Source organism: Pseudomonas putida W15Oct28 (genome assembly GCF_000708715.2).
GTDB classification, from domain to species: domain Bacteria; phylum Pseudomonadota; class Gammaproteobacteria; order Pseudomonadales; family Pseudomonadaceae; genus Aquipseudomonas; species Aquipseudomonas putida_R.
This window is the reverse complement of record NZ_JENB01000010.1, coordinates 1-23,306: the sequence shown is the minus strand read 5'-3', so window position 1 is coordinate 23,306 and position 23,306 is coordinate 1. Positions and strand designations below refer to the sequence as shown.

General features: G+C 63.9%; 25 protein-coding genes, 1 tRNA gene, 1 pseudogene and 1 riboswitch. Of the genes and pseudogenes, 5 read left to right on the top strand and 22 right to left on the bottom strand.

The features are described 5' to 3' along the window. Window positions 1–13: 13 nt before the first annotated feature. The gene (moaB, locus tag AK81_RS08820; RefSeq protein WP_043198357.1) at window positions 14–553 is read right to left on the bottom strand and encodes a molybdenum cofactor biosynthesis protein B; all 540 of its coding nucleotides are present in this window, start codon (window positions 551–553) and stop codon (window positions 14–16) included. Window positions 554–739: 186 nt separating this feature from the next. Between moaB and AK81_RS08815 the strand changes: the two genes are divergently transcribed. Together AK81_RS08815 and AK81_RS08810 are read left to right on the top strand one after the other, a co-directional pair. Continuing rightward, window positions 740–961: a YgdI/YgdR family lipoprotein gene (locus AK81_RS08815; protein ID WP_043198356.1), complete on the top strand. Its 222-nt coding sequence runs from the start codon at window positions 740–742 to the stop codon at window positions 959–961. A gap of 80 nt (window positions 962–1,041) precedes the next feature. Further along, window positions 1,042–1,118: transfer RNA gene (locus AK81_RS08810), tRNA-Pro, on the top strand. A 54-nt stretch (window positions 1,119–1,172) separates the two neighbouring features. Here AK81_RS08810 and AK81_RS30775 read toward each other — a convergent pair. The 3 genes and pseudogenes from AK81_RS30775 to AK81_RS08800 form a co-directional block, all read right to left on the bottom strand. After that, window positions 1,173–1,886, bottom strand: a complete 714-nt coding sequence (locus AK81_RS30775) for a methyl-accepting chemotaxis protein (protein WP_430297968.1) — start codon at window positions 1,884–1,886, stop codon at window positions 1,173–1,175. A gap of 171 nt (window positions 1,887–2,057) precedes the next feature. Further along, window positions 2,058–2,216, bottom strand: a pseudogene (locus AK81_RS30770) (HAMP domain-containing protein); the annotation flags it as partial. A gap of 763 nt (window positions 2,217–2,979) precedes the next feature. Beyond that, complete coding sequence (locus tag AK81_RS08800) at window positions 2,980–4,743, bottom strand: ABC transporter transmembrane domain-containing protein (protein WP_043198354.1); 1,764 nt, start codon at window positions 4,741–4,743, stop codon at window positions 2,980–2,982. Window positions 4,744–4,952: 209 nt separating this feature from the next. Between AK81_RS08800 and AK81_RS30210 the strand changes: the two genes are divergently transcribed. Beyond that, window positions 4,953–5,126 (top strand): PA1571 family protein, encoded by a 174-nt coding sequence (locus tag AK81_RS30210; protein WP_193393751.1) that lies wholly within the window; start codon window positions 4,953–4,955, stop codon window positions 5,124–5,126. 221 nt (window positions 5,127–5,347) lie between these two features. On the opposite strand, the gene pdxB is transcribed toward AK81_RS30210, so the two are convergent. The 4 genes from pdxB to AK81_RS08775 form a co-directional block, all read right to left on the bottom strand. Beyond that, window positions 5,348–6,490 (bottom strand): 4-phosphoerythronate dehydrogenase PdxB, encoded by a 1,143-nt coding sequence (pdxB, locus tag AK81_RS08795; RefSeq protein WP_043198353.1) that lies wholly within the window; start codon window positions 6,488–6,490, stop codon window positions 5,348–5,350. A 60-nt stretch (window positions 6,491–6,550) separates the two neighbouring features. Beyond that, window positions 6,551–6,793, bottom strand: a complete 243-nt coding sequence (gene tusA / locus AK81_RS08790; protein ID WP_016500764.1) for a sulfurtransferase TusA — start codon at window positions 6,791–6,793, stop codon at window positions 6,551–6,553. A 369-nt stretch (window positions 6,794–7,162) separates the two neighbouring features. Continuing rightward, a protein-coding gene (locus AK81_RS28010; RefSeq protein WP_430297935.1) for an IS3 family transposase occupies window positions 7,163–8,694 on the bottom strand; the annotation gives its coding sequence in 2 pieces (ribosomal slippage) (window positions 7,163–8,229 and window positions 8,229–8,694; 1,533 coding nt in all). A 531-nt stretch (window positions 8,695–9,225) separates the two neighbouring features. Continuing rightward, window positions 9,226–9,777: a glutathione peroxidase gene (locus AK81_RS08775; RefSeq protein WP_043198350.1), complete on the bottom strand. Its 552-nt coding sequence runs from the start codon at window positions 9,775–9,777 to the stop codon at window positions 9,226–9,228. A gap of 138 nt (window positions 9,778–9,915) precedes the next feature. On the opposite strand from AK81_RS08775, the gene AK81_RS29265 reads away from it, so the two are divergent. Together AK81_RS29265 and AK81_RS08770 are read left to right on the top strand one after the other, a co-directional pair. Beyond that, window positions 9,916–10,086, top strand: a complete 171-nt coding sequence (locus AK81_RS29265; protein WP_154100748.1) for a YhfG family protein — start codon at window positions 9,916–9,918, stop codon at window positions 10,084–10,086. Beyond that, on the top strand, window positions 10,086–10,682 hold the full coding sequence (locus tag AK81_RS08770) for a putative adenosine monophosphate-protein transferase Fic (protein WP_043198347.1): 597 nt from the start codon (window positions 10,086–10,088) through the stop codon (window positions 10,680–10,682). The genes AK81_RS29265 and AK81_RS08770 overlap by 1 nt, the downstream gene beginning before the upstream one ends. Here the strand turns inward: AK81_RS08770 and AK81_RS30610 are convergent. From AK81_RS30610 to cobO, 14 genes are all read right to left on the bottom strand, one after another. Next, window positions 10,679–10,801, bottom strand: a complete 123-nt coding sequence (locus tag AK81_RS30610; protein WP_275452970.1) for a hypothetical protein — start codon at window positions 10,799–10,801, stop codon at window positions 10,679–10,681. The two genes, AK81_RS08770 and AK81_RS30610, sit on opposite strands and share 4 nt — an antisense overlap. Then, complete coding sequence (locus AK81_RS08765; RefSeq protein ID WP_043198345.1) at window positions 10,798–12,000, bottom strand: MFS transporter; 1,203 nt, start codon at window positions 11,998–12,000, stop codon at window positions 10,798–10,800. Before AK81_RS08765 ends, AK81_RS30610 begins: the two co-directional genes overlap by 4 nt. Before the next feature lie 64 nt (window positions 12,001–12,064). Continuing rightward, window positions 12,065–12,469 carry a MarR family winged helix-turn-helix transcriptional regulator gene (locus tag AK81_RS08760; RefSeq protein WP_043198344.1) on the bottom strand — a complete coding sequence of 135 codons (405 nt, stop codon included), beginning with the start codon at window positions 12,467–12,469 and terminating at the stop codon, window positions 12,065–12,067. A gap of 61 nt (window positions 12,470–12,530) precedes the next feature. Next, window positions 12,531–13,646: a glycoside hydrolase family 5 protein gene (locus AK81_RS08755; protein WP_154100747.1), complete on the bottom strand. Its 1,116-nt coding sequence runs from the start codon at window positions 13,644–13,646 to the stop codon at window positions 12,531–12,533. Window positions 13,647–13,857: 211 nt separating this feature from the next. Then, a complete protein-coding gene (locus tag AK81_RS08750; RefSeq protein WP_043198340.1) occupies window positions 13,858–14,580 on the bottom strand; it encodes an adenosylcobinamide-GDP ribazoletransferase in 723 nt (240 codons plus the stop codon). A 1-nt stretch (window position 14,581) separates the two neighbouring features. After that, a complete protein-coding gene (gene cobC, locus AK81_RS08745; RefSeq protein ID WP_043198338.1) occupies window positions 14,582–15,148 on the bottom strand; it encodes an alpha-ribazole phosphatase family protein in 567 nt (188 codons plus the stop codon). Then, window positions 15,145–16,200 (bottom strand): nicotinate-nucleotide--dimethylbenzimidazole phosphoribosyltransferase, encoded by a 1,056-nt coding sequence (cobT, locus tag AK81_RS08740; RefSeq protein ID WP_043198335.1) that lies wholly within the window; start codon window positions 16,198–16,200, stop codon window positions 15,145–15,147. Before cobT ends, cobC begins: the two co-directional genes overlap by 4 nt. After that, window positions 16,197–16,718: a bifunctional adenosylcobinamide kinase/adenosylcobinamide-phosphate guanylyltransferase gene (gene cobU / locus AK81_RS08735; RefSeq protein ID WP_043198333.1), complete on the bottom strand. Its 522-nt coding sequence runs from the start codon at window positions 16,716–16,718 to the stop codon at window positions 16,197–16,199. Before cobU ends, cobT begins: the two co-directional genes overlap by 4 nt. 1 nt (window position 16,719) lies before the next feature. Continuing rightward, entirely contained in the window at window positions 16,720–18,174 is a 1,455-nt protein-coding gene (locus AK81_RS08730; protein WP_043198331.1) for a cobyric acid synthase, read from the bottom strand. Next, window positions 18,171–19,163: a threonine-phosphate decarboxylase CobD gene (gene cobD / locus AK81_RS08725; protein WP_043198328.1), complete on the bottom strand. Its 993-nt coding sequence runs from the start codon at window positions 19,161–19,163 to the stop codon at window positions 18,171–18,173. Before cobD ends, AK81_RS08730 begins: the two co-directional genes overlap by 4 nt. Beyond that, a complete protein-coding gene (cbiB, locus tag AK81_RS08720) occupies window positions 19,156–20,064 on the bottom strand; it encodes an adenosylcobinamide-phosphate synthase CbiB (RefSeq protein WP_043198326.1) in 909 nt (302 codons plus the stop codon). Before cbiB ends, cobD begins: the two co-directional genes overlap by 8 nt. Continuing rightward, window positions 20,061–20,711 carry a 5,6-dimethylbenzimidazole synthase gene (bluB, locus tag AK81_RS08715; protein ID WP_043198324.1) on the bottom strand — a complete coding sequence of 217 codons (651 nt, stop codon included), beginning with the start codon at window positions 20,709–20,711 and terminating at the stop codon, window positions 20,061–20,063. The genes cbiB and bluB overlap by 4 nt, the downstream gene beginning before the upstream one ends. Then, window positions 20,708–22,003: a cobyrinate a,c-diamide synthase gene (locus AK81_RS08710; protein WP_043198321.1), complete on the bottom strand. Its 1,296-nt coding sequence runs from the start codon at window positions 22,001–22,003 to the stop codon at window positions 20,708–20,710. Before AK81_RS08710 ends, bluB begins: the two co-directional genes overlap by 4 nt. Continuing rightward, the gene (cobO, locus tag AK81_RS08705; protein WP_043198530.1) at window positions 22,000–22,611 is read right to left on the bottom strand and encodes a cob(I)yrinic acid a,c-diamide adenosyltransferase; all 612 of its coding nucleotides are present in this window, start codon (window positions 22,609–22,611) and stop codon (window positions 22,000–22,002) included. Before cobO ends, AK81_RS08710 begins: the two co-directional genes overlap by 4 nt. Window positions 22,612–22,732: 121 nt before the next feature. Further along, window positions 22,733–22,953, bottom strand: a riboswitch (cobalamin riboswitch). Between the last annotated feature and the right edge of the window lie 353 nt (window positions 22,954–23,306).

Sequence of the window (23,306 nt, the reverse complement as noted above, 5' to 3'; positions counted from 1 at the left end):
GGCCTGGCTAACCTCAGCCACGGCTGTCACAGGCCGCTGCCTGCTTCAGGTGCGGCACGAAGTTGCACGGGCGATGGCGTGCATCGAGCTGCTCGGCCAGGATGCCGTCCCAGCCGGTGCGCACCGCATTGGTCGAGCCCGGCAGGCAGCACACCAGTGTGCCGTTGGCCAGCCCGGCCAGGGCGCGCGACTGCACGGTGGAGGTGCCGATGTCGGCCACGGAAATTTGCCGGAACAGCTCGCCAAAGCCTTCGACCTGCTTGTCCAGCAGGCAGGCCACTGCCTCGGGCGTGCTGTCACGGCCGGTAAAGCCGGTGCCGCCGGTGATCAGTACCACCTGCACAACGTCATCGGCAATCCAGGTGGCGACCTGGGCGCGGATCTTGTACAGGTCGTCCTTCAGCAGCACACGCTCGGCCAGGCGGTGGCCAGCTGCACTCAGGCGGTCGACGAACATCTGCCCGGAGGTGTCGGTGTCGAAGGTGCGGGTGTCGCTGACCGTGAGCACGGCGATATTCAACGGCACGAAGGGGGTATCTGCCTTGGCTTTCATGGGTGTCCGTCACCAGAAGATGGATGGCCGCAGTTATAACACAGCGCAACTTTGCCAGCGTTGTGCCCACGACCATTGCGCTGGGTCAACCAGCCCGATTTGTCGCTATGCTGCACTTGAAAGGAACTTGCACCAACGCCCTGCGTCTTAACTGTCATTCAGCACCATCGCAACTGGAGAATCACGATGATCAAACGGACCCTTCCCGCCTTCCTGCTCGCCCTGGGCCTGGGCGCCCTTGCCGGCTGTGCATCGCCGACCGTCATTACCCTGAACGATGGCCGCGAAATCCAGGCCACCGACACCCCGAGCTTCGATGAAGACTCCGGCTTCTACGAATTCGAGCAACTGGACGGCAAGCGCACGCGCCTGAACAAGGACCAGATCCGCACCGTAAAAGAGCTGTGATCAGGCACCCGTTTTGGCAAAGCCCCTTTTAACTACAAGGGCTTGTGGGCGAAAACGGGATGCAGTAGGATTTTGTTCATCGGAGTGTAGCGCAGCCAGGTAGCGCGTCTCGTTCGGGACGAGAAGGCCGCAGGTTCGAATCCTGTCTCTCCGACCAGATCCTCATCAAAAAGCCCGCCTTGCGCGGGCTTTTTGTTGCGTCTGAAAAGTGTCAGGCACTCAGGCGCGAGGTCACTTCACCCAGTTGCCCCGACAACCCATGCAGGCGTTGCCCTGCCTGCTCGGTGTACTGCACCGACTCCTGGTTGGCCGTGGCGATGCGGGTGATTTCAATCAGGTTGCGCGAGATGTCTTCGGCCACGCTGGTCTGCTCTTCGGCCGCCGTGGCAATCTGCCGGTTCATGTCGCGGATCGCCTCTACCGCCTGGGTGATACGCTGCAGCATCTGACCTGCCTGCTGCACCTGCTCGGCCCCCTCTTCGCTTCGCTGCTGGCCGCTTTCGATGGCCTTGACCGCTTCCACCGCACCCGACTGCACTGCTTCGATGATCTGGTGGATCTCGGCAATCGAGGCTGCCGTGCGCTGGGCCAGGCTGCGCACCTCATCGGCCACCACCGCAAAGCCACGCCCGGCCTCACCGGCGCGGGCCGCCTCGATGGCCGCGTTGAGCGCCAGCAGGTTGGTCTGTTCGGCAATACCGCGGATCACTTCCAGCACTTTGCCGATGCGCGTGCTGTCGTGTTCCAGGTCGCGGATTACCGCCGCCGTGCCGGCGATTTCGCGGTTGACCACGCCGATGATATCGATGGTCTGCTGCATCACCTGCTCACCCGCCTGGGCACTGTGGTCGGCGTCATCCGCCGCGCGGGCAGCTTCGGCAGCATGGCGGGCAACTTCCTGGGCGGTGGCAGACATCTCGTGCATGGCCGTGGCCACCTGGTCGGTACGCTGGAACTGGTCATGGGTGCCGCGGGCCATGTCGCCGGCAATGCTGCGCAACTGGCCGCTGGCACCTTCCAGCTCCTGGGCATTGTCCTTCAGCCGGCCGACGGTGTCGGCGAGGAAGTCGCGCAGGGTGTTGGCCGCCCGCGCCAGGCGCCCCAGTTCATCCTCGCGGCGGCTGTCCACCCGGGCGGCAAAACGGCCCTGGCTAAGCTGCGCGACGTACTCGATCAACTGGCGGATCGGCTCGATCAGGCTGCGGTTGACCAGCCACAGGCTCAGCAGCCCCACCAGCACCGCCGAGGCCAGCATCACCAGCAGGCCCAGCCATACCGTGCGCTCGGCGCTGGCGCTAATGCTGGCCGCACGCTGGCGGGCATCGGCACGCAGTTGCTCGACCAGTTCGCTCATCTGCTCACTGGCAGCGCGGTCCACGCCCTTGACTGCCAGGTCGCCGGCTACCGGGTCGCCACCGGCGGCGAGGAAGGCCTGGCGGCCCTGCGCATAGGCCTGGCCCAACTGCCGGTGGCTGTCACGCAGTTGCTGCAACGGTGCCTTGAGCCTGGCGTCGCTGCTGTCGATCAGTTGCCCGAGCAATTGTTGCACCTGCTGTTCGCGGGCCTGGAACTGCTGCCAGTACTTGTCCATTTCAGCAGGCTGGCGCCCGCGCAGCAGCACGTTCTTCCATTCCTGCACCTGGATCTTGAACTGCAGGTTGGCTTCGTCAACCAATTGCGAGGCCCGCAGCGGCCCGTCCACCAGCTCGGCGTAACCGCGCACGCTGGACGACAAAAACTGGAAACACACCAGGGCAATCAACAGCACCGCCACCAGGCTGCCGCCGAGCAGCGAGAGAATTTGCACTCTGAGGGATTTACGCAACATCGTGGATCTCGAAACCGGAAGGAAAGGAATGGCGCGCATCCGCAACACCAGGTAAGACATTCCATGTGCTTGTTGGCAGGCCAAAAAAAAGCTGCCATCAAGTAATGGCAGCCAGGTCGAGCACTTACGCAACAGTTGAGCCAGATACTCTCAGGCAATTGCTACAAAATTGTTACAAACTCGCGACGGGTTAGCCGGTTGTGAATTGCAAGGCCGCCAGCCGCGCATACAGCGGGCTTTCCTCGATCAACTGCCGGTGGGTACCCACCGCCACCACCCGGCCCTTGTCGATGACCGCGATGCGCTCGGCATGCTGCACCGTGGCCAGGCGATGGGCGATCACCAGCGTGGTACGCCCGGCCATCAGACTGGGCAACGCCTGCTGGATCAGGTGTTCGCTCTGCGCGTCGAGCGCGCTGGTGGCCTCGTCCAGCAGCAGGATCGGTGCATCGACCAGCAAGGCCCGGGCAATCGCCAGGCGCTGGCGTTGCCCGCCGGAAAGGCCGATGCCACCCTCGCCCAACGGCGTCTGATAGCCTTGCGGCAGCTGCCGGATGAATTCATCGGCATGGGCACCGTGCGCCGCTGCTTCGACTTCGGCCAGGGTCGCTTCGGGCCGGCCATAGCTGATATTGGCCTCCACCGTTCCGCGAAACAGTGAGGGGTTTTGCGCCACCAGGGCGAACTGCCGGCGCAGTTGCTCGGGGTCTAGCTCGGTAACCGGCTGGCCATCCAGCAGGATGCGCCCTTGCTGCGGGTCGTAGAAGCGCAGCAGCAAATCGAACAGGGTCGACTTGCCCGCCCCCGACGGGCCAACCAGGGCCACGGTCTGCCCGGGCTCGATGACCAGGCTCAGGCCATCGACGGCTGCCACCGAGGGCCGTGACGGATAGGCAAACACCAACTGCTGCAGCTCGATACGTCCGCTGGCCCGCTGCTGCGGTAGCTCTTGCGCCACGGTGGGTGGCAGGATCGCGCTGCGCGCCGCCAACAGTTCGGCAATGCGCTCGGCCGCACCCGCTGCACGTTGCAGCTCGCCGATCACCTCACTGAGGGTGCCGAACGCGCTACCGACGATCAGGCTGTAGAACACGAACGCCGCCAGTTCGCCTGCGGAAATACGCCCGGCGATCACATCCATGCCGCCGACCCACAGCATCACCCCCACCGCCCCCAGCACCAGCACGATCACCAGAGTAATCAGCCAGGCACGCTGGGCAATCCGCTTGCGGGCCACGCCAAAGGCGGCTTCGACCGTTTCGGCGAACCGTTCGCGGTCATGCGCCTGATGATTGTAGGCCTGCACCGTCTTGATCTGCCCCAGGGTCTCGGCCACGTAGCTGCCGACATCGGCCACCCGGTCCAGGCTCTGACGCGACAGGCTGCGCACCCGGCGACCGAACAGCAGGATCGGTGCCAGCACCAGCGGCAAGGCGACCACCACGATGCTGGTGAGCTTGGGGTTGGTGATGAACAACAGCACCACACCACCAATGACCATCAGCGCGTTGCGCAGGAACATCGACAGCGATGAACCGATGACCGATTGCAGCAAGGTGGTGTCGGCGGTCAGCCGCGACTGGATCTCAGAGCTGCGGTTATCTTCGAAAAAGCCGGGGTGCAGGCCGATCAGGTGGTCGAACACGGCACGGCGGATATCGGCCACGCAACGCTCGCCAATCCACGACACCAGGTAGAACCGGCTGAAGGTGCCTACCGCCAGGGCCAGCACCAGCAGCAGGAACAGGCCGATGGTCTGGTTGAGCTGGTGCGCCGAGCGGGTCATGAAGCCCTGGTCTACCAGCAGGCGGATGCCCTGGCCCATGGACAGCGTGATGGCGGCAGTGACCACCAGGGCCAACAAGGCCAGCAACACCTGTCGGCGGTACGGACGTACGAACTGCCAAGCCAGGCGCAAGGCACGGCGTTGGCGCGGGGAAACCGAATCGGGCATGGCGGCGGCTACACTGGCGGGGAAACCGCAGACTACCACTCATCCGGGCAGGGGGAATGGATGCAGGTTGCTATAACGCATCGGTCTAAACAGATGGTGGAGCTTTCACAGGGTTTCTGTTGGACTGTTGCTGCCGTGACACAGAAGCTGTCACAGGCCAGTCACGGCGCAGGGCTACCCTGAACTTGAACCTGAAGAGGAGACAGTGCATGAGCTTGCAGCATGGCAGTGACAACCAGAAGCCTCAGACCACCCCGCCACCACAGGCATGCGGTTCGATCATCGACGGCAAGGGGCGCGAAGTGCCTATCACCGAGCAGATGATCCAGCAGGCCTGCAAGGCCCTGGAAGAAAGCCGGGTCGAGCGCGTACACAAAGGTTGATCGGCGATTTTTTGCAACCCGGCGCTTGCGCCGGGTTTTTATTGCCCGACAGCCGGGTACACCGCCCTCCTGTAGGAGCGGCCTTGTGTCGCGATCGGGCCGCAAAGCGGCCCCTGCAGTCTAGACGGCGAAGCTGAAATCCTGGGGCCGCCCTGCGGCCCGATCGCGACACAAGGCCGCTCCTACAGGGGGACTGCAAAACCTGCGGGAATTGCGGATCTTCAGACCAACTCCGCCCCCAAGGCACTGACCAACTGCGCCAGCTGCGGCGACTCACCGCGCAAGCGCACTGCCAACCCTTCGATCTCGCGCCGCGGCGGGTATTGCTTGCGCAGCTGGTCGAACGCCGCGCGCTGCTGCTGCGGGTCATCGCTCAGGCTGCGACGGAAGTCGGCATCGTCGCGGCGGGGGTCGTACACGGCGCGGCACAGGGTCGCCAAGGCCCAGGCCGGGTCGGTGCTGGCATCCAGTTCGATCTGCGACAGCGGCGGTCGGGGCAGCAAGTCGGCCAGTTGCACCTGCTCGTCCACACCCAGGAAACGGCACAGCGCCTGGTAGATCTGCGCCGTGCCACGCTGGCGGCCGTCGAGGCTGTAGCCGGCAATGTGCGGCGAGGCCAGTGTGCACAGGTCGGCCAGTTGCAGGTCCACCTGTGGCTCGCCCTCCCACACGTCCAGCACCGCATGCACGTCTTCCCGGTCCAGCAGCAGCTCGCGCAGGGCGGCGTTGTCCACCACCGGGCCACGGCTGGCGTTGATCAGCCAGGCACCCGGGCGCAACTGCGCCAGCTGCGCCTGGCCCAACAGGTGCCAGGTCGGGTGCTCGCCACCGCGCTGCAACGGGGTATGCAGGCTGATCACATCGCACTGTTGCACGATGGTTTCCAGGCTGACGTAGTTGCCACCCTCGGCGGCCTGGCGTAGCGGATCGCACACCAGCACCTTCCAGCCCAGGCCGTGCAGCACCCGCACCAGGCGGCCACCCACCTCACCCGCGCCCACCACGCCATACACGCGCTCGGGCAGTGCCGCGCCATCCAGCTCGGCCAGGGTCAGCAGGCTGCCCAGCACGTAGTCGACCACTCCCCGGGCATTACAGCCCGGCGCGCTGCTCCAGCGAATGCCGGCTTCGGCAAAGTAGTCCAGGTCCAGGTGATCGGTACCGATGGTGCAGGTGCCGACAAAGCGTACGCGGCTGCCTTCGAGCAACTGGCGGTCGACTTTGGTTACCGAGCGCACCAGCAGGATATCGGCGTCCTTGACGCTGGCGGCATCGAGGCTTCGGCCGGGGAAACGGCGGATTTCACCGAAACCCTGGAAGAAGGCATCGAGCAGCGGGATGTTCTCGTCGGCAACTATCAGCATGGCGCTCTCCTGTCTGGGGAACGCAGTGTAGGCGCAACGTCGGGCGTGTTCCAGAGCGCTTCAGTCGGCTTTCTTGCGGATCCAGTACAGGAAGGTACCGGCGTCTTCTTGCTGCTGCAGCAGTTCGTGACCGAGGAAGTTGCAGAACTTGGGGATGTCGCGGCGGGTCGACGGGTCGGTGGCGATGACCTTGAGCAGGCCGCCAGCGGCCAGGTCACGCACGTGCTGGTGCAGCATCATCACTGGTTCCGGGCAGTTCAGGCCGGTGGCATCGAGGATGGCGTCGGGGGTGAAATCGGTCATGGGGGGCTCCGAAAATGATCGCTATTGTCGCGCATAGCGCGACGCGGTCCAAGCACCGCTTGAGAAATGCGCAGCTGCCAGCCAGCCCAGCCCAGCTCTTGATCTTGATCTTGATCTTGATCTTGATCTTGATCTTGATCTTCGCGACTTCAGGAGGCCGAACGCAGGCCTTGCGAAGGGAGGTGACGGGCATGGATGCCCGTCAAGCGCTGGGCCCCAGGATGGGGCCTGCAGCGCGGTCCGCCCGGGAGCAAGGCCGGAGTGAGGGAACCCCGGAGCGCAGCGCAGGGGCCGGATGATCGGAGCGCAGCGTTTTTTGGTTACTTTTTGTCGCGTTCGGTGCGTGTCAATGTACCTGTCGCCTTAACTTCAGCTAGCTATGGCAACGCCAGCTTCCGGGCGCTCCGGATTCAAGTAAACAGCATCTGCAAGTCGCCAATTTCGCGTCTGGCCGCTCCAGCGTGTCGGATTAGCTGCTTTGGCAGACGAATACAATGCCGCTCGCGCCTGTAGCAACGCGGTCGCTCTGCCTTCGTGACGCTCGTTGGGCGTGACGTATCGCAGGGCACTGTGCCGGTGCTCTTCGTTGTACCACTCGACAAATTTCTGCACCCAGAGTCTCGCTTCCATAAGGCTGTCGAACGGACGATCTGGCCACAGTGGGCAGTACTTCGCAGTGCGGAAGAGTGTTTCCGCATAAGCATTATCATTGCTCACCCGCGGACGACTGAACGAAGGCTTAACACCCAGCGAAACCATTTGTTCGCGTAACAGTGAGCCCCTCATCACAAGGCCGTTGTCAGAGTGCAGTACCAAAGGGCGACCCGCTGTTCGCTCACGCAAACACCCTTTCTCAAGCAGCACACAGGCGTTCTCAGCACATTCGGATTCATGGACTTCGTTAACTACAAGCTTGCGGCTGTAGATGTCTTTGACCATGTACCAGTAGTAGAAACGCCCCTTGATCGTGGTTGGCAACCATGTGATGTCCCAGCACCACACCTGGTTTGGGCCATCCGCTCGATGCGTAGTCAAGATTCGGCGTTTCGGGGCTTTAGCCCGGCCTCGGCGCACATTTTGATTCGCCTCTTTGAGCACTCGATAGAAAGTCGATTCCGATGCCAGATAAATACCTTCATCTGCTAACTTGGGCACGATCTGATGCGGTGTCAGGCTGGCATAACCTGGCTGATTTGCAGCCGCTAATACTGCCTGTCGCTCCGCCACACTTAGCTTGTTCGGTGGTGCCTCGCGTTGAACTGTCTGACGCCTATCACCGTTGCTATGGCGCCAGCGCTGGATCGTTCGAAGGCACAGCCCTAGCTCGCGGCACGCATGGGATTTTCTTGCCCCCGCTTCGACAGCTTCGGCTATCAAACCTAGTGCCTGCATGCGATCTGAGGAACTGATCAGTCTTCCTTGTCCTTGCCCCAGATCGCATTGGCTTTTTTTCGCAGTTCCAGTAAAGCCTCCGCCTCTTTGCGACCAGCATCAGACTTCGACAACTGACGTTCTAGTTCCTTGATGCGCCTTTGTTCTGCAGTTTTCTTGGCACAAGGTTGGGGCTCAGCTACCTCGTTGGCGTTTTGGCAAGCCAAACGCCATTGCTGGATCTGCTCAGGGAATATCCCTTTCATACGGCAATACTGAGAGAGCTCGATCTCACTCAAGGGAGCTGTCTCCATGACAGTATTGAATTTGTCGGCGCTGGACCATTGATCGCTGGTCTTGTTGTTACCAGGGACGATCAACCCTTTCTCTCTAGCCATTTGTCTCCAGTTTCGCAGGGACTGCGGAGTAACGCCGATTGCAACGGCAAGCTCCGCCACAGAACGGTTCAGAGGCGGCATCATTTGCTGAACAGCCCAGTCTCTGAATTCAGAGTCATAACGCTTTTTCATTACCTTGCACCTTCGCCCCCTTGGAAGATTGAGTCAATCAATAGAGGCGACAGGTAGGCTGACACGGGGGGCGTTTGACAAAAAGTGACTCGCTGTAAGAGCGAAAAAGTGAGTAAGCGTCGCCATCGCAAATGGACTATCCGCTATATCAAAACCACCGCTTAAGCTTCTTGGTTTTTACGATGTGGGCCTCACCACAGTGGAGACATTCGTTCGCGCAAGTGGCGCTGAGTCACCTTTCCGCCCTTCCGGCGGGTCCCTTTTTGTCGTGGCAAAAAGGAACCAAAAACCGTCCGCTCCCATCATCCGGCCCCTACGCTTCGCTCCGGGGTCCCCTCGCTCCGGGCTTGCTCCCGGGAGGACCGCGCTGCAGGCCCCATCCTGGGGCCCAGCGCTTGACGGGCATCCATGCCCGCCACCTCCCTTCGCAAGCCCTACGTTCGGCCTCCTGAAGTCGCAATCTGCGTCGCCTGAACTATCGCGCGCTTAGAAGCAAAAGCCGGAGCAAGAGCAAGAGCAAGAGCAGCGAAATTACTGCTGCGAAGCGATGGCCTTCTCGATGGCTGCGCGGAATTCCGGATCATCCGGTTTGGTCAGGCTAGAGAAGTTACCGATCACCTTGCCCTTGCGGTCGACAACATACTTGTAGAAATTCCACTTCGGCGCACTGCTCTGGCTGGCCAGCTCGGCGAAAAGCGGTATCGCATCCTTGCCCCGCACCGCCTGCGTCTTGGTCATGGTGAAGGTAACGCCGTAGTTGGCATAGCAAACCTTGGCAGTCTTCTCGCTGTCGGCATCTTCCTGCTTGAAGTCGTTGGACGGCACGCCAAGCATTTCCAAGCCTTCCTCGTGATACTCCTTGTACGTCGACTCAAGCCCCTCAAACTGCGGTGCAAACCCACAATAGCTGGCCGTGTTGACCACCACCAAAGGCTTGCCGGCAAAGCGCTGGCACAGGTCGACCTGCCCCTTGCCACGCAATTCCGGCAGGCTGCCCTGCAACAACGCCGGGCAATCAGCAGCCCAGCTCGACGTGCTGGCAAGCACACCCAACAACGGCACAGTCAACCAATGAGCACGCATGATTCGTTTCTCCTGCTAGACAACCCCTGAGATTGCAGGGTAGCGCCAGACAGGCACTCATGCCCACCCAGCGCCGCAAACCTTTCGCGAGCACTTTGCGTTATAATTTCCGCACCTCAACACTGAACGAGTCAAACAATGGCCCCGATCAGTCTACAAGCCAAAAAAGCCCATGCAGCCAGCAAGCGGCGCTCAAACTACATGGCAAGCCTGCGCCTTGAAGGGTTCACCACCTCTGCCGAGGACGCCGAAAAGCCTTTGCCGGCCAAAGAAGACGTGCTCAGAGCTTTTCTGAAACGCAGCAGCTGATGCGCGATAAATACGGTATCGCGCAAGACCCCTACTGCTACCCCCGCAGTCAGACACTGCGTAACAAGCTGGGAATCCAGGAAGATGACCAGCTAGAAAAAGCCGAACGCTTGCTTACTGCAATTTCAGCAGAACAGATCGAGTTCGAACCACCACCCTACGACCTGGCTTATCTCAGAAGAATCCATGCCGCTTTGTTTTCCGACCTTTACGACTGGGCGGGACAGTTGCGGACGGTCGCTATATCAAAGCAGGACACGCGCTTCTGCCAACCCGAGTTCATGGAAAGGCAGGCGGCTCAGGTGTTTCAGCGCATAGAAGCGGCTGACTGGTACGAACAAATGTCGCGGGACGAACTGATTGTATCGGTCACCAATGAGTATTCCGAACTCAACGTAGTTCACCCTTTTCGCGACGGAAACGGTCGGGCTCAGCGCATACTTTTCGAACATATTGTCTACAACGCAGGCTATGACATCAGCTGGTGGGCGGTTGAGCCAGACCAGTGGTTAGACGCCAACATCGCGGCTTACCACTGCAATCTAAGGCCTCTGACAGCAATTTTTGGCAGGTGCATTGGCGCCCGCCTTACCTAACAAATACTCATGCCCAGTTGCATCAATGCCATCCCACCCTTGTGCCACCCCCACCACGCCAGCGCCAGCAGCACCAGCGCGCCGAGGGCAAGCAACCCGCGGGCCAGGTAGCGGTTCATGCGGCCTGGGCCTGCAGGCGCGCAACCGGCCGTTCGCGCACGGGCCAGTTCAGGGCAGCGGCCAACAGACTGAGCAGGATGGAAATCTGCCAGACCAGGTCGTAGCTGCCGGTGCGGTCATAGACCACCCCGCCCAACCAGCCACCGAGGAAGGCACCCAGCTGGTGGAACAGGAAGACGATACCGCCGAGCATGGACAGGTTACGCACCCCGAACAGCGTAGCCACGGTGCCATTGGTCAGCGGCACCGTGGACAACCACAGCAGGCCCATGGCGATGCCGAACAGGTAGGCACTGAACGCGCTCACCGGCGCCCAGAGGAACAGCACGATCACCACCGCACGCAGCAGGTACAGCCCGGTCAGCAGGCGCGGCTTGGACATGCGACCACCCAGCCAGCCAGCCGTGAACGTACCCACAATATTGAACAGGCCGACCAACGCAAGCACCGTGGTACCGGTGGTCGCGGCCAGGTGCTGGTCGACCAGGTAGGCCGGCAAGTGCACGCCAATGAACACCACCTGGAAACCACACACGAAGAAACCCAGCGCCAGCAACCAGAAGCCGGAATGCGAGCATGCCTCGCGCAGCGCCTGGCCCAGGGTCTGCTCGGCGCCATGGCTGGGCAGCGGCCGGTCGCGCAGCAGGCCGACGAAGGGCACGATAAACGCCACCATCAGGCCCAGCACCAGCAACGCTGCGGACCAACCCAGCCACTGGATCAGGCCAAGGGTGCCCGGCAGCATGGCGAACTGGCCAAACGAACCGGCGGCGCTGGCAATGCCCATGGCCATGCTGCGCTTCTCTGCGGGCACCGCACGCCCGACCACGCCGAGGATGACCGAGAACGATGTGCCGGACAGGCCGATGCCGATCAACAAACCGGCACTGAGCGACAACGACCAGGCAGAGTCGGCCATGCCCATGAGGATCAAACCGACGGCGTAAAGAATCCCGCCGATGATCACCACCCGCGCCGCCCCCATACGGTCGGCCAAGGCACCGGCGAACGGTTGCGCCAAACCCCAGATCAGGTTTTGCAAGGCAATGGCAAAGGCGAACACCCCACGGCCCCAGCCAAAATCGGCGCTCATCGGCGCCAGAAACAGACCAAAGCCGTGCCGCACACCCAGAGACAGCGCCAGAATCAAAGCCGCCCCTACCAACACCCACCCGCTGGTTCGCCACACCGAAGTCATTGTCGTTATCTCCAGCACATCGCAAGGTTTTTGCGGGTATATACCCGCTTATAGTCGTATCAATTCAAGCCAGTTGGCCCAGCAAACGCACCAGTTCATCCCGCTGCCCTGCGCCCAACCGCTCCACCAGCTCGATCTGGGCTTGTTCCCAGGCCGGATGCGCGGCGCGCAGCAGCTGCGTTCCAGCCTCGGTCAGCAGCACCACGCGGTTGCGCTGGTCGTCGCCATCAGCCAGGGCCACCAGCCCTTCAGCCTCCAGCACCCGCACGTTACGGCCCAGGGTACTGCGCTCCAGGCCCATGGCCTCGGCCAAGGTAGTGATACTGGGGCGATCAAGCCGCTGCAGGTGCCTTAGCAGGGAAAACTGCGCGACATTGACCCCGAAGCCGGCAAGGGCCTCGTCGTAATGGCGGCTCACCCCGCGGGCGGCACGACGCAGATGGGTACAGATGCATTCACTGGTCAGCATGGATACGTGTATATACCCGCATTATGAGTGTTGCAAGAGGTTTCACAATTGGTGATGAGCGTCATTCCGGGTTCAAGCGCCTTCGAATCGGCTCGAACTCAGCCGTGGCCGTGCGCGCCAACGGGTCTGGCGCACCTAGCTCGATCGCCTGCCAGTAGCGCCACGGCACCTTGGCCGAACCCAGTTCATAGTCCATGCCGTCCCAGTTGTCTTCACGGAAGCTATAGAAAGCCCAGTGCAACTGGTTGCGATCCAGCACGGTGAGTACGTCTTCCAGATACTGCGAGCAACCGGGTAGCCTGCGCATGCAGCCAAATTCGCCTACCACCAGCCGCGACCGCGGCAGGCCCATGGCTTCGGCCCATGCCAGCGGCTGGCGCAAATAGCGCTCAACGCGTTGCCAATCCCACTGCTGTGTCTGCCCGGCGAAGGGTGCGGGGCCGGGGTAGGCGATGGGGTATTTACGCGCCATGTTAGGCGCACTGGTAGCGGCATAGGGTTCGTACATGTGCACGCTGTACAGTACTCGCGGGTCTTCCAGGGGGGCAGGCCAGTAGCCGAAGGCATCTGCAGCGGCATACCAGCCGGCATCGACCATGATCGGCGTGCCGGCGTCCTCCTCGCGAATTGCCGCTATCAGTTGCCGGTACAGCAACGGCAGATCGCGCGCGGTGCCCTGCTCTTTCACATACCACTGCCGCATTTGCCCCAGTTCGGCGTGTTCGGCCAAGCCGCCCTGTTTTTCCGGGGCGGGTTCATTGACCAGGTTGTAGGCGGCAATGGCCGGGTGGCCCTTCAGCTCACGCGCCATGTCCCGCCAGAAGGCCGCAGCCTGGGACCAGTAGCGCTTGTCTTGCCACAGCCGATCATCAAATTGGCCCTGGTTGTTTTGCGACCAGCGCATACCGGGTAGCGAGAGAGGGGCAATGACGACCTTGAGCCCCGCTTGATGAGCACGATCGAGGGTGGCGCGCAGCGTAGCCAGGTCGGCGGCGGGCAGGGCTTCATAGGCATCGGCATTACCGAGGAGGAAATCACGTTCCTGCGGTTGCCATTTGTCGTACGACAATCGTACCCATGTCGCGCCATAGCCCCTCAGGGCATCGAAGTAGGCTTGATCGGGTGGCAGCCGGTTGAAGCTGTTGCCGCCGTGCCGTGGCGCGTCCCAGAATGCCATGAGATCTGCCGCAGTGGCTGGAAGGCTGGACAGCACCAATAGACTGGCGAAGATCCGGTTTCGCACGGGAGCCTACCTGGTTGCATGGGGGGAGACTGAGAATACGATGACAATGGAGATGCAGGACTTACCGAACCGTTGCCAGAAGTTACTGCACCCTCGTTACCGGCAAGGCACATGCCCCTGCAGATCCCAGGCCCAGGCCGGGTGATTAAAGGTCCAAGGCCAAGCCAAGCATCACTGCCAGTTCGAGCAACTCCAGCAGCGCTCCAGCGGTATCACCGGTGGTGCCACCCAGGCGCCGGCACATCAGATGCCGCAGCCAGGCAAACACCGCCAGCGCCAGCACCACCACCCAGCCGCCCAAGACCAGGCAGAACAGTGCACTGCCCAGCAGCACCCACCCGACTGCACGTCGGGGCAAGTGCTCGGCCAACGCTTGGCCCAACCCGCCAGGCCGCACATAAGGGGTACAGAGGAACAGGCCCAACATCGCCGCGCGCCCAATCAAGGGAGCCAGCAGCAATTGCGCCCCGATCCCCTGCTCCACCAGCACCCACAAGGCGCAGAACTTCAGCAACAGCACCAGCACCAGGGTGACCACGGCAATCGGCCCGCTACGCGGGTCTTTCATGATCTGCAGGGTGCGCTCACGGTCGCCGAAACCACCCAACCAGGCATCGGCGCTGTCGGCCAGGCCATCCAGGTGCAAGGCGCCACTGAGCAGTACCCACACCGTCAGCAGCAAAGCCGCATGCAACGGCGCTGGCGTCCCCTGCAGCAGAAGGCTGGCCAGCCACAGCAGCAGCCCGAACAACAGCCCGACCAGCGGATAGAACAGCAGCGAACGCCCCAGCTCACGCGGCTCCGGCATGCCCGGCAGGCTCACGGGCAAGCTGCTGAGGAACTGCAAGGCAATCCAGAACGGCAACATCTTAGTGCTCCTCGGCCAGATGACCGTCGTCACCCATCACCAGCCGCACCAGCGCCCCATGCCCGACTTCAACCTGCAGCAACTGCTCCTTCGGCAAGCCCCGCGCCCGGGCCAGCAGCAACCGCATCACACCGCCATGGGTGACCAGCAGCACCCGCTTACCTGCATGCTGGCGGCTCAAACGCTCGACAGCGTCCAGCACGCGCTCGGCGAATGCCTGCACCGGTTCGCCATTGGGCGGGGTGTAGGCGTACGGGTCCGCCCAGAAGCGCCCCAGCGCATCCGCCTGGTCTTCCATGATCTGCGCCGCGCTACGGCCTTCCCAGTCACCGAAATGCAGCTCTTGCAAACCGGGTTCACGCTGCACAGGCAAATCAAACCGCCCACCCAGTTCATCGGCAAAACGCGCACAGCGCTGCAGCGGCGAACTGACTAGCACCTGCCACGGGCCGGCTTCGGTCACGGCGCTGCGCATCTGCGCCCAGCCCTTGTCAGTGAGGGCATCGTCCAGACTGCCGCGCAGGCCGCCCTGCTCCGTTTCACCGTGGCGCAGCAGGTCGAGGATCATGCCGGGCGGTCCGCCACAGCAGCCTCGGCAAAGGTCGCCATCTGCCCGTGCAGCGCACAGGCCAGGCGCAACAGCGGCACGGCCAGCGCAGCACCACTGCCCTCGCCCAGACGCAGGCCCAACGCCAACAGCGGTTCAGCCTGCAATGCATCCAGCAACGCCTTGTGCCCAGGCTCCGCGCCCTGATGGGCAAACAGCAACCACGCCCGGCACTGCGGGTTGAGGCGCACCGCCACCAGGGCGGCAACGCTACAAATGAAGCCGTCCACCAGCACTACAATGCCCGCCTGCGCGCAGCCGATATAGGCCCCGGCCAAGGCCGCGATCTCAAAACCGCCGACACAACCCAGTGCCTGCAATGGATCTGCGGCCTGCAGGCCATGCAGGCTCAGCGCCCGCTCGATGACCTCGGCCTTGTGCCGCACGCCAGTGTTGTCCAGGCCGGTGCCCGGGCCGCTCAGTTCAGCAGGCGGGCAGCCTAGCAGGACGCTGGCCAAAGCAGCGGCGGCCGTGGTGTTGCCAATACCCATCTCGCCGCCGATGAACAGCTGCGCGCCCTGTTCGGCGGCACGCAAGGCGCTGTCGCAACCGGCCTGCAAGGCAGCTTGCAACTGTCCCTCGGTCATCGCTGGCTGACGGGCGAAGTTGGCCGTACCGGCCCCCAGGCGCAGGTGGCGCACGCCAGGCAGTTCCAGATGAGGGTCGATGGTGCCCAGATCGACCACCTCGAGGCTGGCCTCCAGCTGGCGGGCCAACACGCTAATCGCCGCACCACCGCCAACGAAGTTGCGCAGCATCTGCCCGGTGACCGCCTGCGGATAGGCCGAGATACCTTCTTCGACCACACCGTGGTCACCGGCAAAAATGCTGATGGCCGCGTGGTCCAGGGTTGGCCGTTCACGCCCTTGCAGGCCCGCCAGCTGGATGGCCAGGCCCTCCAGCTGGCCGAGTGAACCGGCAGGTTTGGTCAGCTGTTGCTGACGGGCGCGGGCCTGGTCCATGGCGGCGTTGTCGAGGGGTTGGCAGGCTTCGCGCCACCAGGCTTGAGTCATAGTGCAGTTCCTTTGAGCATTAAGGGCAGGCCGGCCACGGTCAGCACCACACGCTGGCAGCGTTCGGCCACGGCCTGGTGCAACCAGCCGGCCAGGTCGACATAGCGACGGGTCAGCTCACCCATGGGCACCACGCCCAGGCCGGTTTCGTTACTGACCAGAATGAGGGTGCCAGGCAGCTGCTCCAGGCAGGCCAGCAGGGCATCGCGCTCTTCGGCCAGGCGCTGGTCGTCTTCGAGCATCAGCAGGTTGGTCAACCACAACGTCAGGCAGTCCACCAGCAGGCAGCGCCCTTCGGCCGCTTCGGCGCGCAGCACTGCGGCCAGGGCCAGCGGCTCTTCGATCAGCCCCCAGTCTGCGGGACGGCGCTGGCGATGCAGCGACACGCGTTCGTTCATTTCACCATCCAGCGGCTGGCTGGTAGCGATGTAGGTCACTGGCAGGCCGCTGGCGCTGGCCAGCTGTTCGGCCAGGCGGCTCTTGCCGGAGCGGGCGCCACCGAGGATCAGGCTGCGCATGTCAGGCCACCCCGCACAGTTGGCGCAGGTGCGCGGTGTCCAGGTGCTTTTCCACCAGGTCGGCCAAGCGCTCGATGTCGCGTTCGCGCAGGGCTTCGTAATCGATGCTCTGCACATCCTCCAGGCCAGCCCAGCGCAGCAGCGCAGCACACGACTGGCTGCCCTCGAACAGGCCGTGCAGGTAGGTGGCGAGGATCTGTCCATCGGCACTGACAGCGCCATCGCAGCGGCCATCGGCCAGCTGCACGGCGGGCTGCTCCAGGGCAGGGCCGGTGGTGACGCCAGCGTGAATTTCATAGCCGCCAACCGGTGCTGCTTCAAGGTTCAGCGTGCCGGCAACGTTGCGCAGTTGCTTCTCGGCTTCCAGCACCGTGGCGTAATCGAGCAGGCCCAGCCCCGGGCTTGAACCGGCCGCCCCTTCGAGACCCAGCGGGTCATGCACATCGCGGCCAAGCATCTGCAGGCCTCCACAGATCCCGATCAGCTTGCCACCGTAGCGCAGGTGCCGCTCGATGGCCTTGTCCCAACCGCGCTCGCGCAACTGCGCCAGGTCACCGCGCACGCTCTTGGAGCCCGGCAGGATGATCAGGTCGGCAGCCGGGATCGGCTGGCCCGGGCCTATGAATTGCAGGTCCACCTGCGGGTGCAGGCGCAACGGATCAAAGTCGGTGTGGTTGCTGATGCGCGGCAATACCGGGACGATCACCTTGAGCACACGCTCGCTTTTGGCGCCTTGGCGCACATCGATGCCGTCTTCGGCTTCCAGGTGCAGGTCGGTGACGTAAGGCAGCACACCCAGCACTGGCTTGCCGGTGCGTTGCTCCAGCCAGTCCAGCCCCGGCTGCAACAAGGCGATATCGCCCCGGAAACGGTTGATGACAAAGCCTTTGACCCGCGCCTGCTCACTGGGCGACAGCAATTCCAGCGTGCCCACCAGGTGGGCGAACACACCGCCGCGGTTGATGTCGGCGACCAGGATCACCGGGCAGTCCACCGCTTCGGCAAAACCCATGTTGGCGATGTCGCCGGCACGCAGGTTGATCTCGGCCGGCGAGCCCGCGCCCTCGACCATGACCACCGGGTACGCGGCACTCAGGCGCTGGTGCGAAACCAACACCGCCTGCATGGCAATGGCTTTGTAGTCGTGGTAAGCCACCGCGTTCATGCTGGTGACCGCACGCCCGTGGATGATCACCTGGGCGCCGGTATCGCTGTTGGGTTTCAGCAACACGGGGTTCATGTCGGTGTGGGGTGCCAGCCGGCACGCCTGCGCCTGCACCGCCTGGGCGCGGCCAATTTCACCGCCATCGGCCGTCACCGCGCTGTTCAGCGCCATGTTCTGTGGCTTGAACGGCACCACGCCAACGCCCTGGCGCAACAGCCAGCGGCACAGGGCAGTTACCAGCGTGCTCTTGCCGGCGTCGGAGGTGGTGCCTTGCACCATGAGGGTGGTCATGCCGATTCCTTTTGATAGTCCGCCAGGGCCTGGGCCAGGCGCTGTTCGTCCGCCACACATTCAGGCAGCCCCAGGCGCACGGCCGGTGGATGCTCGAACAAGCGCACCAGGATGCCGCGGCGGGCAAGAAAGTCATGCAACTGCGCGGCGCGCTCGCTACGCACGTACTGGAACAGGTCGCAGCCGCCGCTGGGCGCAAGGCCGTTACTGGACAGCAATGTTGCCAAGCGCTGGCTGGCGGCAGCGCAACGTTCGATCTGCACGCGCTGGGCAGGCTTGTCGGCCAGGCTGGCCTGGGCCAGCACCCGGGTTGGCCCGTTGACCGTCCACGGGCCAAGCAGCTCGGCCAGGCGCAGCAACAGGCTGCGCTCGGCGGCGACGAAGCCCAGGCGTACCCCGGCCAGGCCAAAGAACTTGCCGAACGAGCGCAGCACGATCAGCCCCGGGCGCTCGGCGCAATCGACCACGCCATCCGCCGGGGTGTTGTCCATGAACGCCTCATCAACCAGCAGCCAGCCACCACGGGCAGCCAGGCGGGCATGCCAGCCCAGCAGGCGCTCACGCGGCACCCGCCGCCCGGTCGGGTTGTTGGGGTTGACCAGCACCAGCACATCGAGGCGGTCGAGTGTCGCCTCGACCTGCGCCTCATCCAGCTCAACCAGTTGATGCCCCGCCCGTTGCCAGGCGTACGGGTGTTCGGCATAGCACGGCGTCAACACCCCTACCCGGCCAGCCGCACGCAGCAGCGGCAACGCCTGGATCGCCGCCTGGGAGCCCGCCACCGGCAGCAACTGGCGGGCGCCGTAATACGCACGGGCAGCCTCTTCCAGGCCGTCCTCGGTCTCTGGCAGGCGGGCCCAGGCATCAGTGGGTATCGGCGGGATCGGGAATGGCCAGGGCGCGATGCCGCTGGACAGGTCGAGCCACTGCTCGCGAGGGATACCGTAGTGCTGCACCGCACGCAGCAGGCGGCCACCGTGTTCAAGCATTGATGTAGGCCCCCAGACAGATCAACAGCAGCCACAGCCACACGCCGCGCTGCACCAGGCTCCAGCCACGCTCGATGGCATCGGCGTCAGCCATCGGCCCTTCACCCAGGCGTGGCCGCTCATGCAGTTCGCCGTGGTAAACCGCCGGGCCGCCCAGCTCTACCCCCAGCGCACCAGCACCGGCTGCCATCACAGGCCCGGCGTTGGGGCTGTCCCACAACGGGCCCTGCTTGCGCCAGCAGGCCAGAGCCAGGCGGGTCTTGCCCAGCAGTGCGTAGGTCAGCGCCACCAGCCTTGCGGGAATATAGTTGAGCACGTCATCAATGCGCGCCGCGCACCAACCGAAGCGCTCGAAGCGCTGGTTGCGATAGCCCCACATGGCATCCAGGGTGTTGCTCAGGCGGTACAGCACCACGCCCGGCGCACCGGCCACCACAAACCAGAACAGCGCGGCGAACACCGCGTCACTGCCGTTTTCCAGCACCGACTCGGTGGCCGCCCGGGCCACGGCGGGCTCGTCCAGCTCGCGGGTTTCGCGGCTGACCAGGTAGCCGACACGGCGCCGTGCTTCTTGCAGGTCGCCCTGGCGCAGGGCGTTGGCCACCGGCAGCACATGCTCACCCAGGCTGCGCAGGCCCAGGGCGCAGTACAGCGCCAGCACATCCACCAGCCAGCCAATGTAGGGCAGCCAGGACAGGATCAGTGCCACCAGGGTCAGCGGCACCACCGCCAGAAACCACGCACTCACGCCGTGGCTACGCCAGCCGCGGCCACCTGCATTCAGGCGGCGCTCCAGGTTACCGGCCATATTGCCGAAGGCCACCAGCGGGTGGCGCCGCTGCGGTTCGCCCAGCAAGGCATCCAGGGCCACCCCGGCCATGGTCAGCAAGGCCACGCTCATTGGCGCTCTCCCCATTGGTTTTCGTACAGCATGTCACTCAAGGGCCGTTCTTCGGCCCAGTTTTCCAGCACCAGCATGGGTGACGGGTAAAATTCGGTCACCGGCCCCAGGCACAGCACCGCCACCGGCTTGGCCCCATCAGGCATGCCCAGCAGTACCGCCAGCTCCAGGGGGTCGAACAGCGACACCCAGCCCATGCCCAGCCCTTCGCCACGGGCCACCAGCCACAGGTTCTGGATGGCGCAGGCCAGCGAGGCCAGGTCCATCTCCGGGAGGGTGCGACGGCCGAAGATGTGCGGCTCGCGGTTGTCCATCAAGGCCGCTACCAGCAGCTCGGCACAGTCGTTGATGCCTTCTACCTTCAGTTTCATGAAGTCATCCGACCGCTCGCCCAATGCTTCGGCGGTGCGCAGCCGCTCCGCCTCCACCAGGGCCTGGATGCGGGCGCGCAAGTCACGCTGGGTAATGCGGATGAAACGCCAGGGCTGCATCAAACCGACGCTGGGCGCCTGGTGCGCGGCCGCCAGCAGGCGGCCAAGCAGCTCCGGCGCCACCTGGCCACCTGCGAAATGGCGCATGTCACGGCGCTCGCCGATGGCGCGGTAGATCGCGGCGCGTTCGGCGTCGCTGTAAGCGTGTTCGCTCATGGTCGCAACAGCGCCGCCGCCGCATGGGGGTTGGAGGGGAAGTAGAAGTGCACGTAGGAGGCCGTCAACCGGCCCAGGCGATACACCCCTTCGTTGCCACGCCCGCCGTTGGGGCTGAGGCCACGGGCAATCGGTTCCAGCGCCGTGCTGGTCAGCGAGTGGTGATAGGTGTGACCGCGCAGGGTACCTTCCGGCAGCTCCACTGCCTGCAAGGCAAGGGCCGCCAGGCGCTTCTGCATGGTCGCCTCGCCCGGCAGCAGGCCGAGCAGTTCGGCACGTTCGCCGGCCACGTCAGTCAGGGCATCGAGCAGGTAGAGCATGCCGCCACACTCGGCCAGCAACGGCTTGCCCTGAGCATGATGGGCACGAATTGCCTCGCTCATCGGCACATTGGCGGCCAAGGCGTGGTGATGCAGTTCGGGATAGCCACCCGGAAGGTACAGGCTGTCCACCACCGGCAGTTCACGGTCATGCAGCGGCGAAAAGAATTCCAGCTGCGCACCCAGGTTACGCAGTAGTTCAAGGTTGGCGCCATAGGTGAAGGCGAACGCCTCGTCCCGCGCCACACCAATGCGCACGCCAGCCAGCGAGGCACCACACGCCTGTGGTTCGGGTTCGGCAAACGTCACCGGCGGTGGCAAGGTTGCGTCGCAGCTGGCGCCCAGCGCCTCGGCCGCGGCGTCAAGACGGGCATCCAGGTCATTCAGCTCGCTGGCTTGAACCAGCCCAAGATGACGGCTGGGCAACTCGATGCCGCGCTCGCGGGACAAGCCGCCATACCAGCGCAAGCCTTCGGTCAGGCTGCCTTCCAGCAATTGTGCATGGCGCAGGCTGCCCACCCGGTTGGCCAGCACGCCGGCGAACGGCAGGTCGGCCTGGTAACGCGCCAGGCCCAGGGCCAGGGCGCCGAAGGTCTGGGCCATGGCCGTGCCGTCGATCACCGCCAGCACCGGCACACCGAAGTGGCGCGCCAAGTCGGCACTGGAAGGGGTGCCATCGAACAGCCCCATCACCCCTTCGATCAAAATCAGGTCGGCCTCGCCGGCCGCTTCCCACAGCAGGCGGCGGCTTTCCGCGGCACCGATCATCCACAAATCCAGCTGGTACACCGGCGCGCCGCTGGCCCGTTCGAGAATCATCGGGTCCAGAAAGTCGGGCCCACACTTGAACACCCGCACCTTGCGCCCGAGGTTGCGGTGCAGGCGGGCCAGGGCAGCAGTGACGGTGGTCTTGCCCTGGCCAGAGGCGGGTGCCGCGATCAACACGGCGGGGCAGTGGCGCGATTGACTCACAGTTCGACGCCCTTCTGTGCGCGGATACCGGCCTGGAAGGCGTGCTTGAGCATGCCCATCTCGGTCACGGTATCGGCCAGTTCGATCATTTCGGGCTTTGCAGCGCGGCCAGTGACGATCACGTGCTGCATGGGCGGACGGGCCTGGATGTCGGACAGTACCTGGTCCAGGTCGAGGTAGCCGTGCTTGAGGGCGATGTTCAGCTCATCCAGCACCACGAACTGCACACTTGGGTCCTGCAGCAACTGGCGCGACACCGCCCAGGCGGCTTCGGCGGCGGCGATGTCGCGCTGACGGTCCTGAGTTTCCCAGGTAAAGCCTTCGCCCATCACGTGGTAGCGTACCTGTTCGGGGAAGCGGCGGAAGAACAGCTCTTCGCCGGTGCTGTTGCGGCCCTTGATGAACTGCACTACACCGCACTGCATGCCATGGCCCAGTGCGCGCGCGAGCATGCCAAAGGCCGAGCTGCTCTTGCCCTTGCCATTGCCGGTCAGCACCAGCAGCAGGCCGCATTCGTTGGGGGAATTGGCGATGCGTTCGTCGATGACCGCCTTCTTGCGCTGCATGCGCGCCAGGTGGCGTTCGTCGCGTTCGGTGGGTTCGCTCATCAAGGGTTCTCCGCAGGCTGGCACCACGGCAATGCGTGGCGACAGGTAATAGGCAGGCAGACGGAGAACGCGCAGGGGCCATGGCAGGGCGCCACGGTGCACCGCGCATCACCCTCCGTGATGCCGTTGACAGTTTCAGGCCGGTCTCCGGGCTTGTGAGCGGGCCTTGGCCCTGGCCTGCGCGCCTTCCCGGATGCTGGCATCCAGTGGCCCTGCGCGGCCTTCTACTCACCTACCGTTGCGGGGGCAGCGCCGGAATCGCGCCATGCTGGCGCCCACCGGCTTCCCAGTTTCACCCTGCCCAGTGGGGGCTGGCAGGGCACCTGAAACACGCGCGAAGGTTAGAGGGTTGCACCCGGAGCGTCAATCGAAGCGGGTGCTGCAGCGACGTATGCTCTTGATCTGGCTTTGGATCTGGCTTTGGATCTGGCTCTTGATCTGGCTTTGGATCTTCGCGACTTCAGGAGGCCGAACGCAGGCCTTGCGCAGGGAGGTGACGGGCATGGATGCCCGTCAAGCGCTGGGCCACAGGATGTGGCCTGCAGCGCGGTCCTCCCGGGAGCAAGGCCGGAGTGAGGGAACCCCGGAGCGCAGCGCAGGGGCCGGATGATCGGAGCGCAGCGTTTTTTGGTTACTTTTTGTCGCGTTCGGTGCGTGTCAATGTACCTGTCGCCTTAACTTCAGCTAGCTATGGC

What these genes read in the sequence shown, in the direction of transcription:
- cobO (WP_043198530.1), bottom strand. Translation starts at nt 22,611, where the DNA reads ATGAGCGAACCCACCGAACGCGACGAACGCCACCTGGCGCGCATGCAG.
- AK81_RS30775 (WP_430297968.1), bottom strand. Translation starts at nt 1,886, where the DNA reads ATGCACGAGATGTCTGCCACCGCCCAGGAAGTTGCCCGCCATGCTGCC.
- tusA (WP_016500764.1), bottom strand. Translation starts at nt 6,793, where the DNA reads ATGACCGATTTCACCCCCGACGCCATCCTCGATGCCACCGGCCTGAAC.
- AK81_RS08760 (WP_043198344.1), bottom strand. Translation starts at nt 12,469, where the DNA reads ATGCTGACCAGTGAATGCATCTGTACCCATCTGCGTCGTGCCGCCCGC.
- AK81_RS29265 (WP_154100748.1), top strand. Translation starts at nt 9,916, where the DNA reads ATGGCCCCGATCAGTCTACAAGCCAAAAAAGCCCATGCAGCCAGCAAG.
- cobT (WP_043198335.1), bottom strand. Translation starts at nt 16,200, where the DNA reads ATGACTCAAGCCTGGTGGCGCGAAGCCTGCCAACCCCTCGACAACGCC.
- cobC (WP_043198338.1), bottom strand. Translation starts at nt 15,148, where the DNA reads ATGATCCTCGACCTGCTGCGCCACGGTGAAACGGAGCAGGGCGGCCTG.
- AK81_RS08800 (WP_043198354.1), bottom strand. Translation starts at nt 4,743, where the DNA reads ATGCCCGATTCGGTTTCCCCGCGCCAACGCCGTGCCTTGCGCCTGGCT.
- AK81_RS30610 (WP_275452970.1), bottom strand. Translation starts at nt 10,801, where the DNA reads ATGAACCGCTACCTGGCCCGCGGGTTGCTTGCCCTCGGCGCGCTGGTG.
- AK81_RS08815 (WP_043198356.1), top strand. Translation starts at nt 740, where the DNA reads ATGATCAAACGGACCCTTCCCGCCTTCCTGCTCGCCCTGGGCCTGGGC.
- pdxB (WP_043198353.1), bottom strand. Translation starts at nt 6,490, where the DNA reads ATGCTGATAGTTGCCGACGAGAACATCCCGCTGCTCGATGCCTTCTTC.
- moaB (WP_043198357.1), bottom strand. Translation starts at nt 553, where the DNA reads ATGAAAGCCAAGGCAGATACCCCCTTCGTGCCGTTGAATATCGCCGTG.
- cobU (WP_043198333.1), bottom strand. Translation starts at nt 16,718, where the DNA reads ATGCGCAGCCTGATCCTCGGTGGCGCCCGCTCCGGCAAGAGCCGCCTG.
- AK81_RS08775 (WP_043198350.1), bottom strand. Translation starts at nt 9,777, where the DNA reads ATGCGTGCTCATTGGTTGACTGTGCCGTTGTTGGGTGTGCTTGCCAGC.
- AK81_RS08770 (WP_043198347.1), top strand. Translation starts at nt 10,086, where the DNA reads ATGCGCGATAAATACGGTATCGCGCAAGACCCCTACTGCTACCCCCGC.
- AK81_RS08750 (WP_043198340.1), bottom strand. Translation starts at nt 14,580, where the DNA reads ATGTTGCCGTTCTGGATTGCCTTGCAGTTCCTCAGCAGCTTGCCCGTG.
- cbiB (WP_043198326.1), bottom strand. Translation starts at nt 20,064, where the DNA reads ATGAGCGTGGCCTTGCTGACCATGGCCGGGGTGGCCCTGGATGCCTTG.
- AK81_RS08755 (WP_154100747.1), bottom strand. Translation starts at nt 13,646, where the DNA reads ATGGCATTCTGGGACGCGCCACGGCACGGCGGCAACAGCTTCAACCGG.
- AK81_RS08730 (WP_043198331.1), bottom strand. Translation starts at nt 18,174, where the DNA reads ATGACCACCCTCATGGTGCAAGGCACCACCTCCGACGCCGGCAAGAGC.
- AK81_RS08765 (WP_043198345.1), bottom strand. Translation starts at nt 12,000, where the DNA reads ATGACTTCGGTGTGGCGAACCAGCGGGTGGGTGTTGGTAGGGGCGGCT.
- bluB (WP_043198324.1), bottom strand. Translation starts at nt 20,711, where the DNA reads ATGAGCGAACACGCTTACAGCGACGCCGAACGCGCCGCGATCTACCGC.
- cobD (WP_043198328.1), bottom strand. Translation starts at nt 19,163, where the DNA reads ATGCTTGAACACGGTGGCCGCCTGCTGCGTGCGGTGCAGCACTACGGT.
- AK81_RS30210 (WP_193393751.1), top strand. Translation starts at nt 4,953, where the DNA reads ATGAGCTTGCAGCATGGCAGTGACAACCAGAAGCCTCAGACCACCCCG.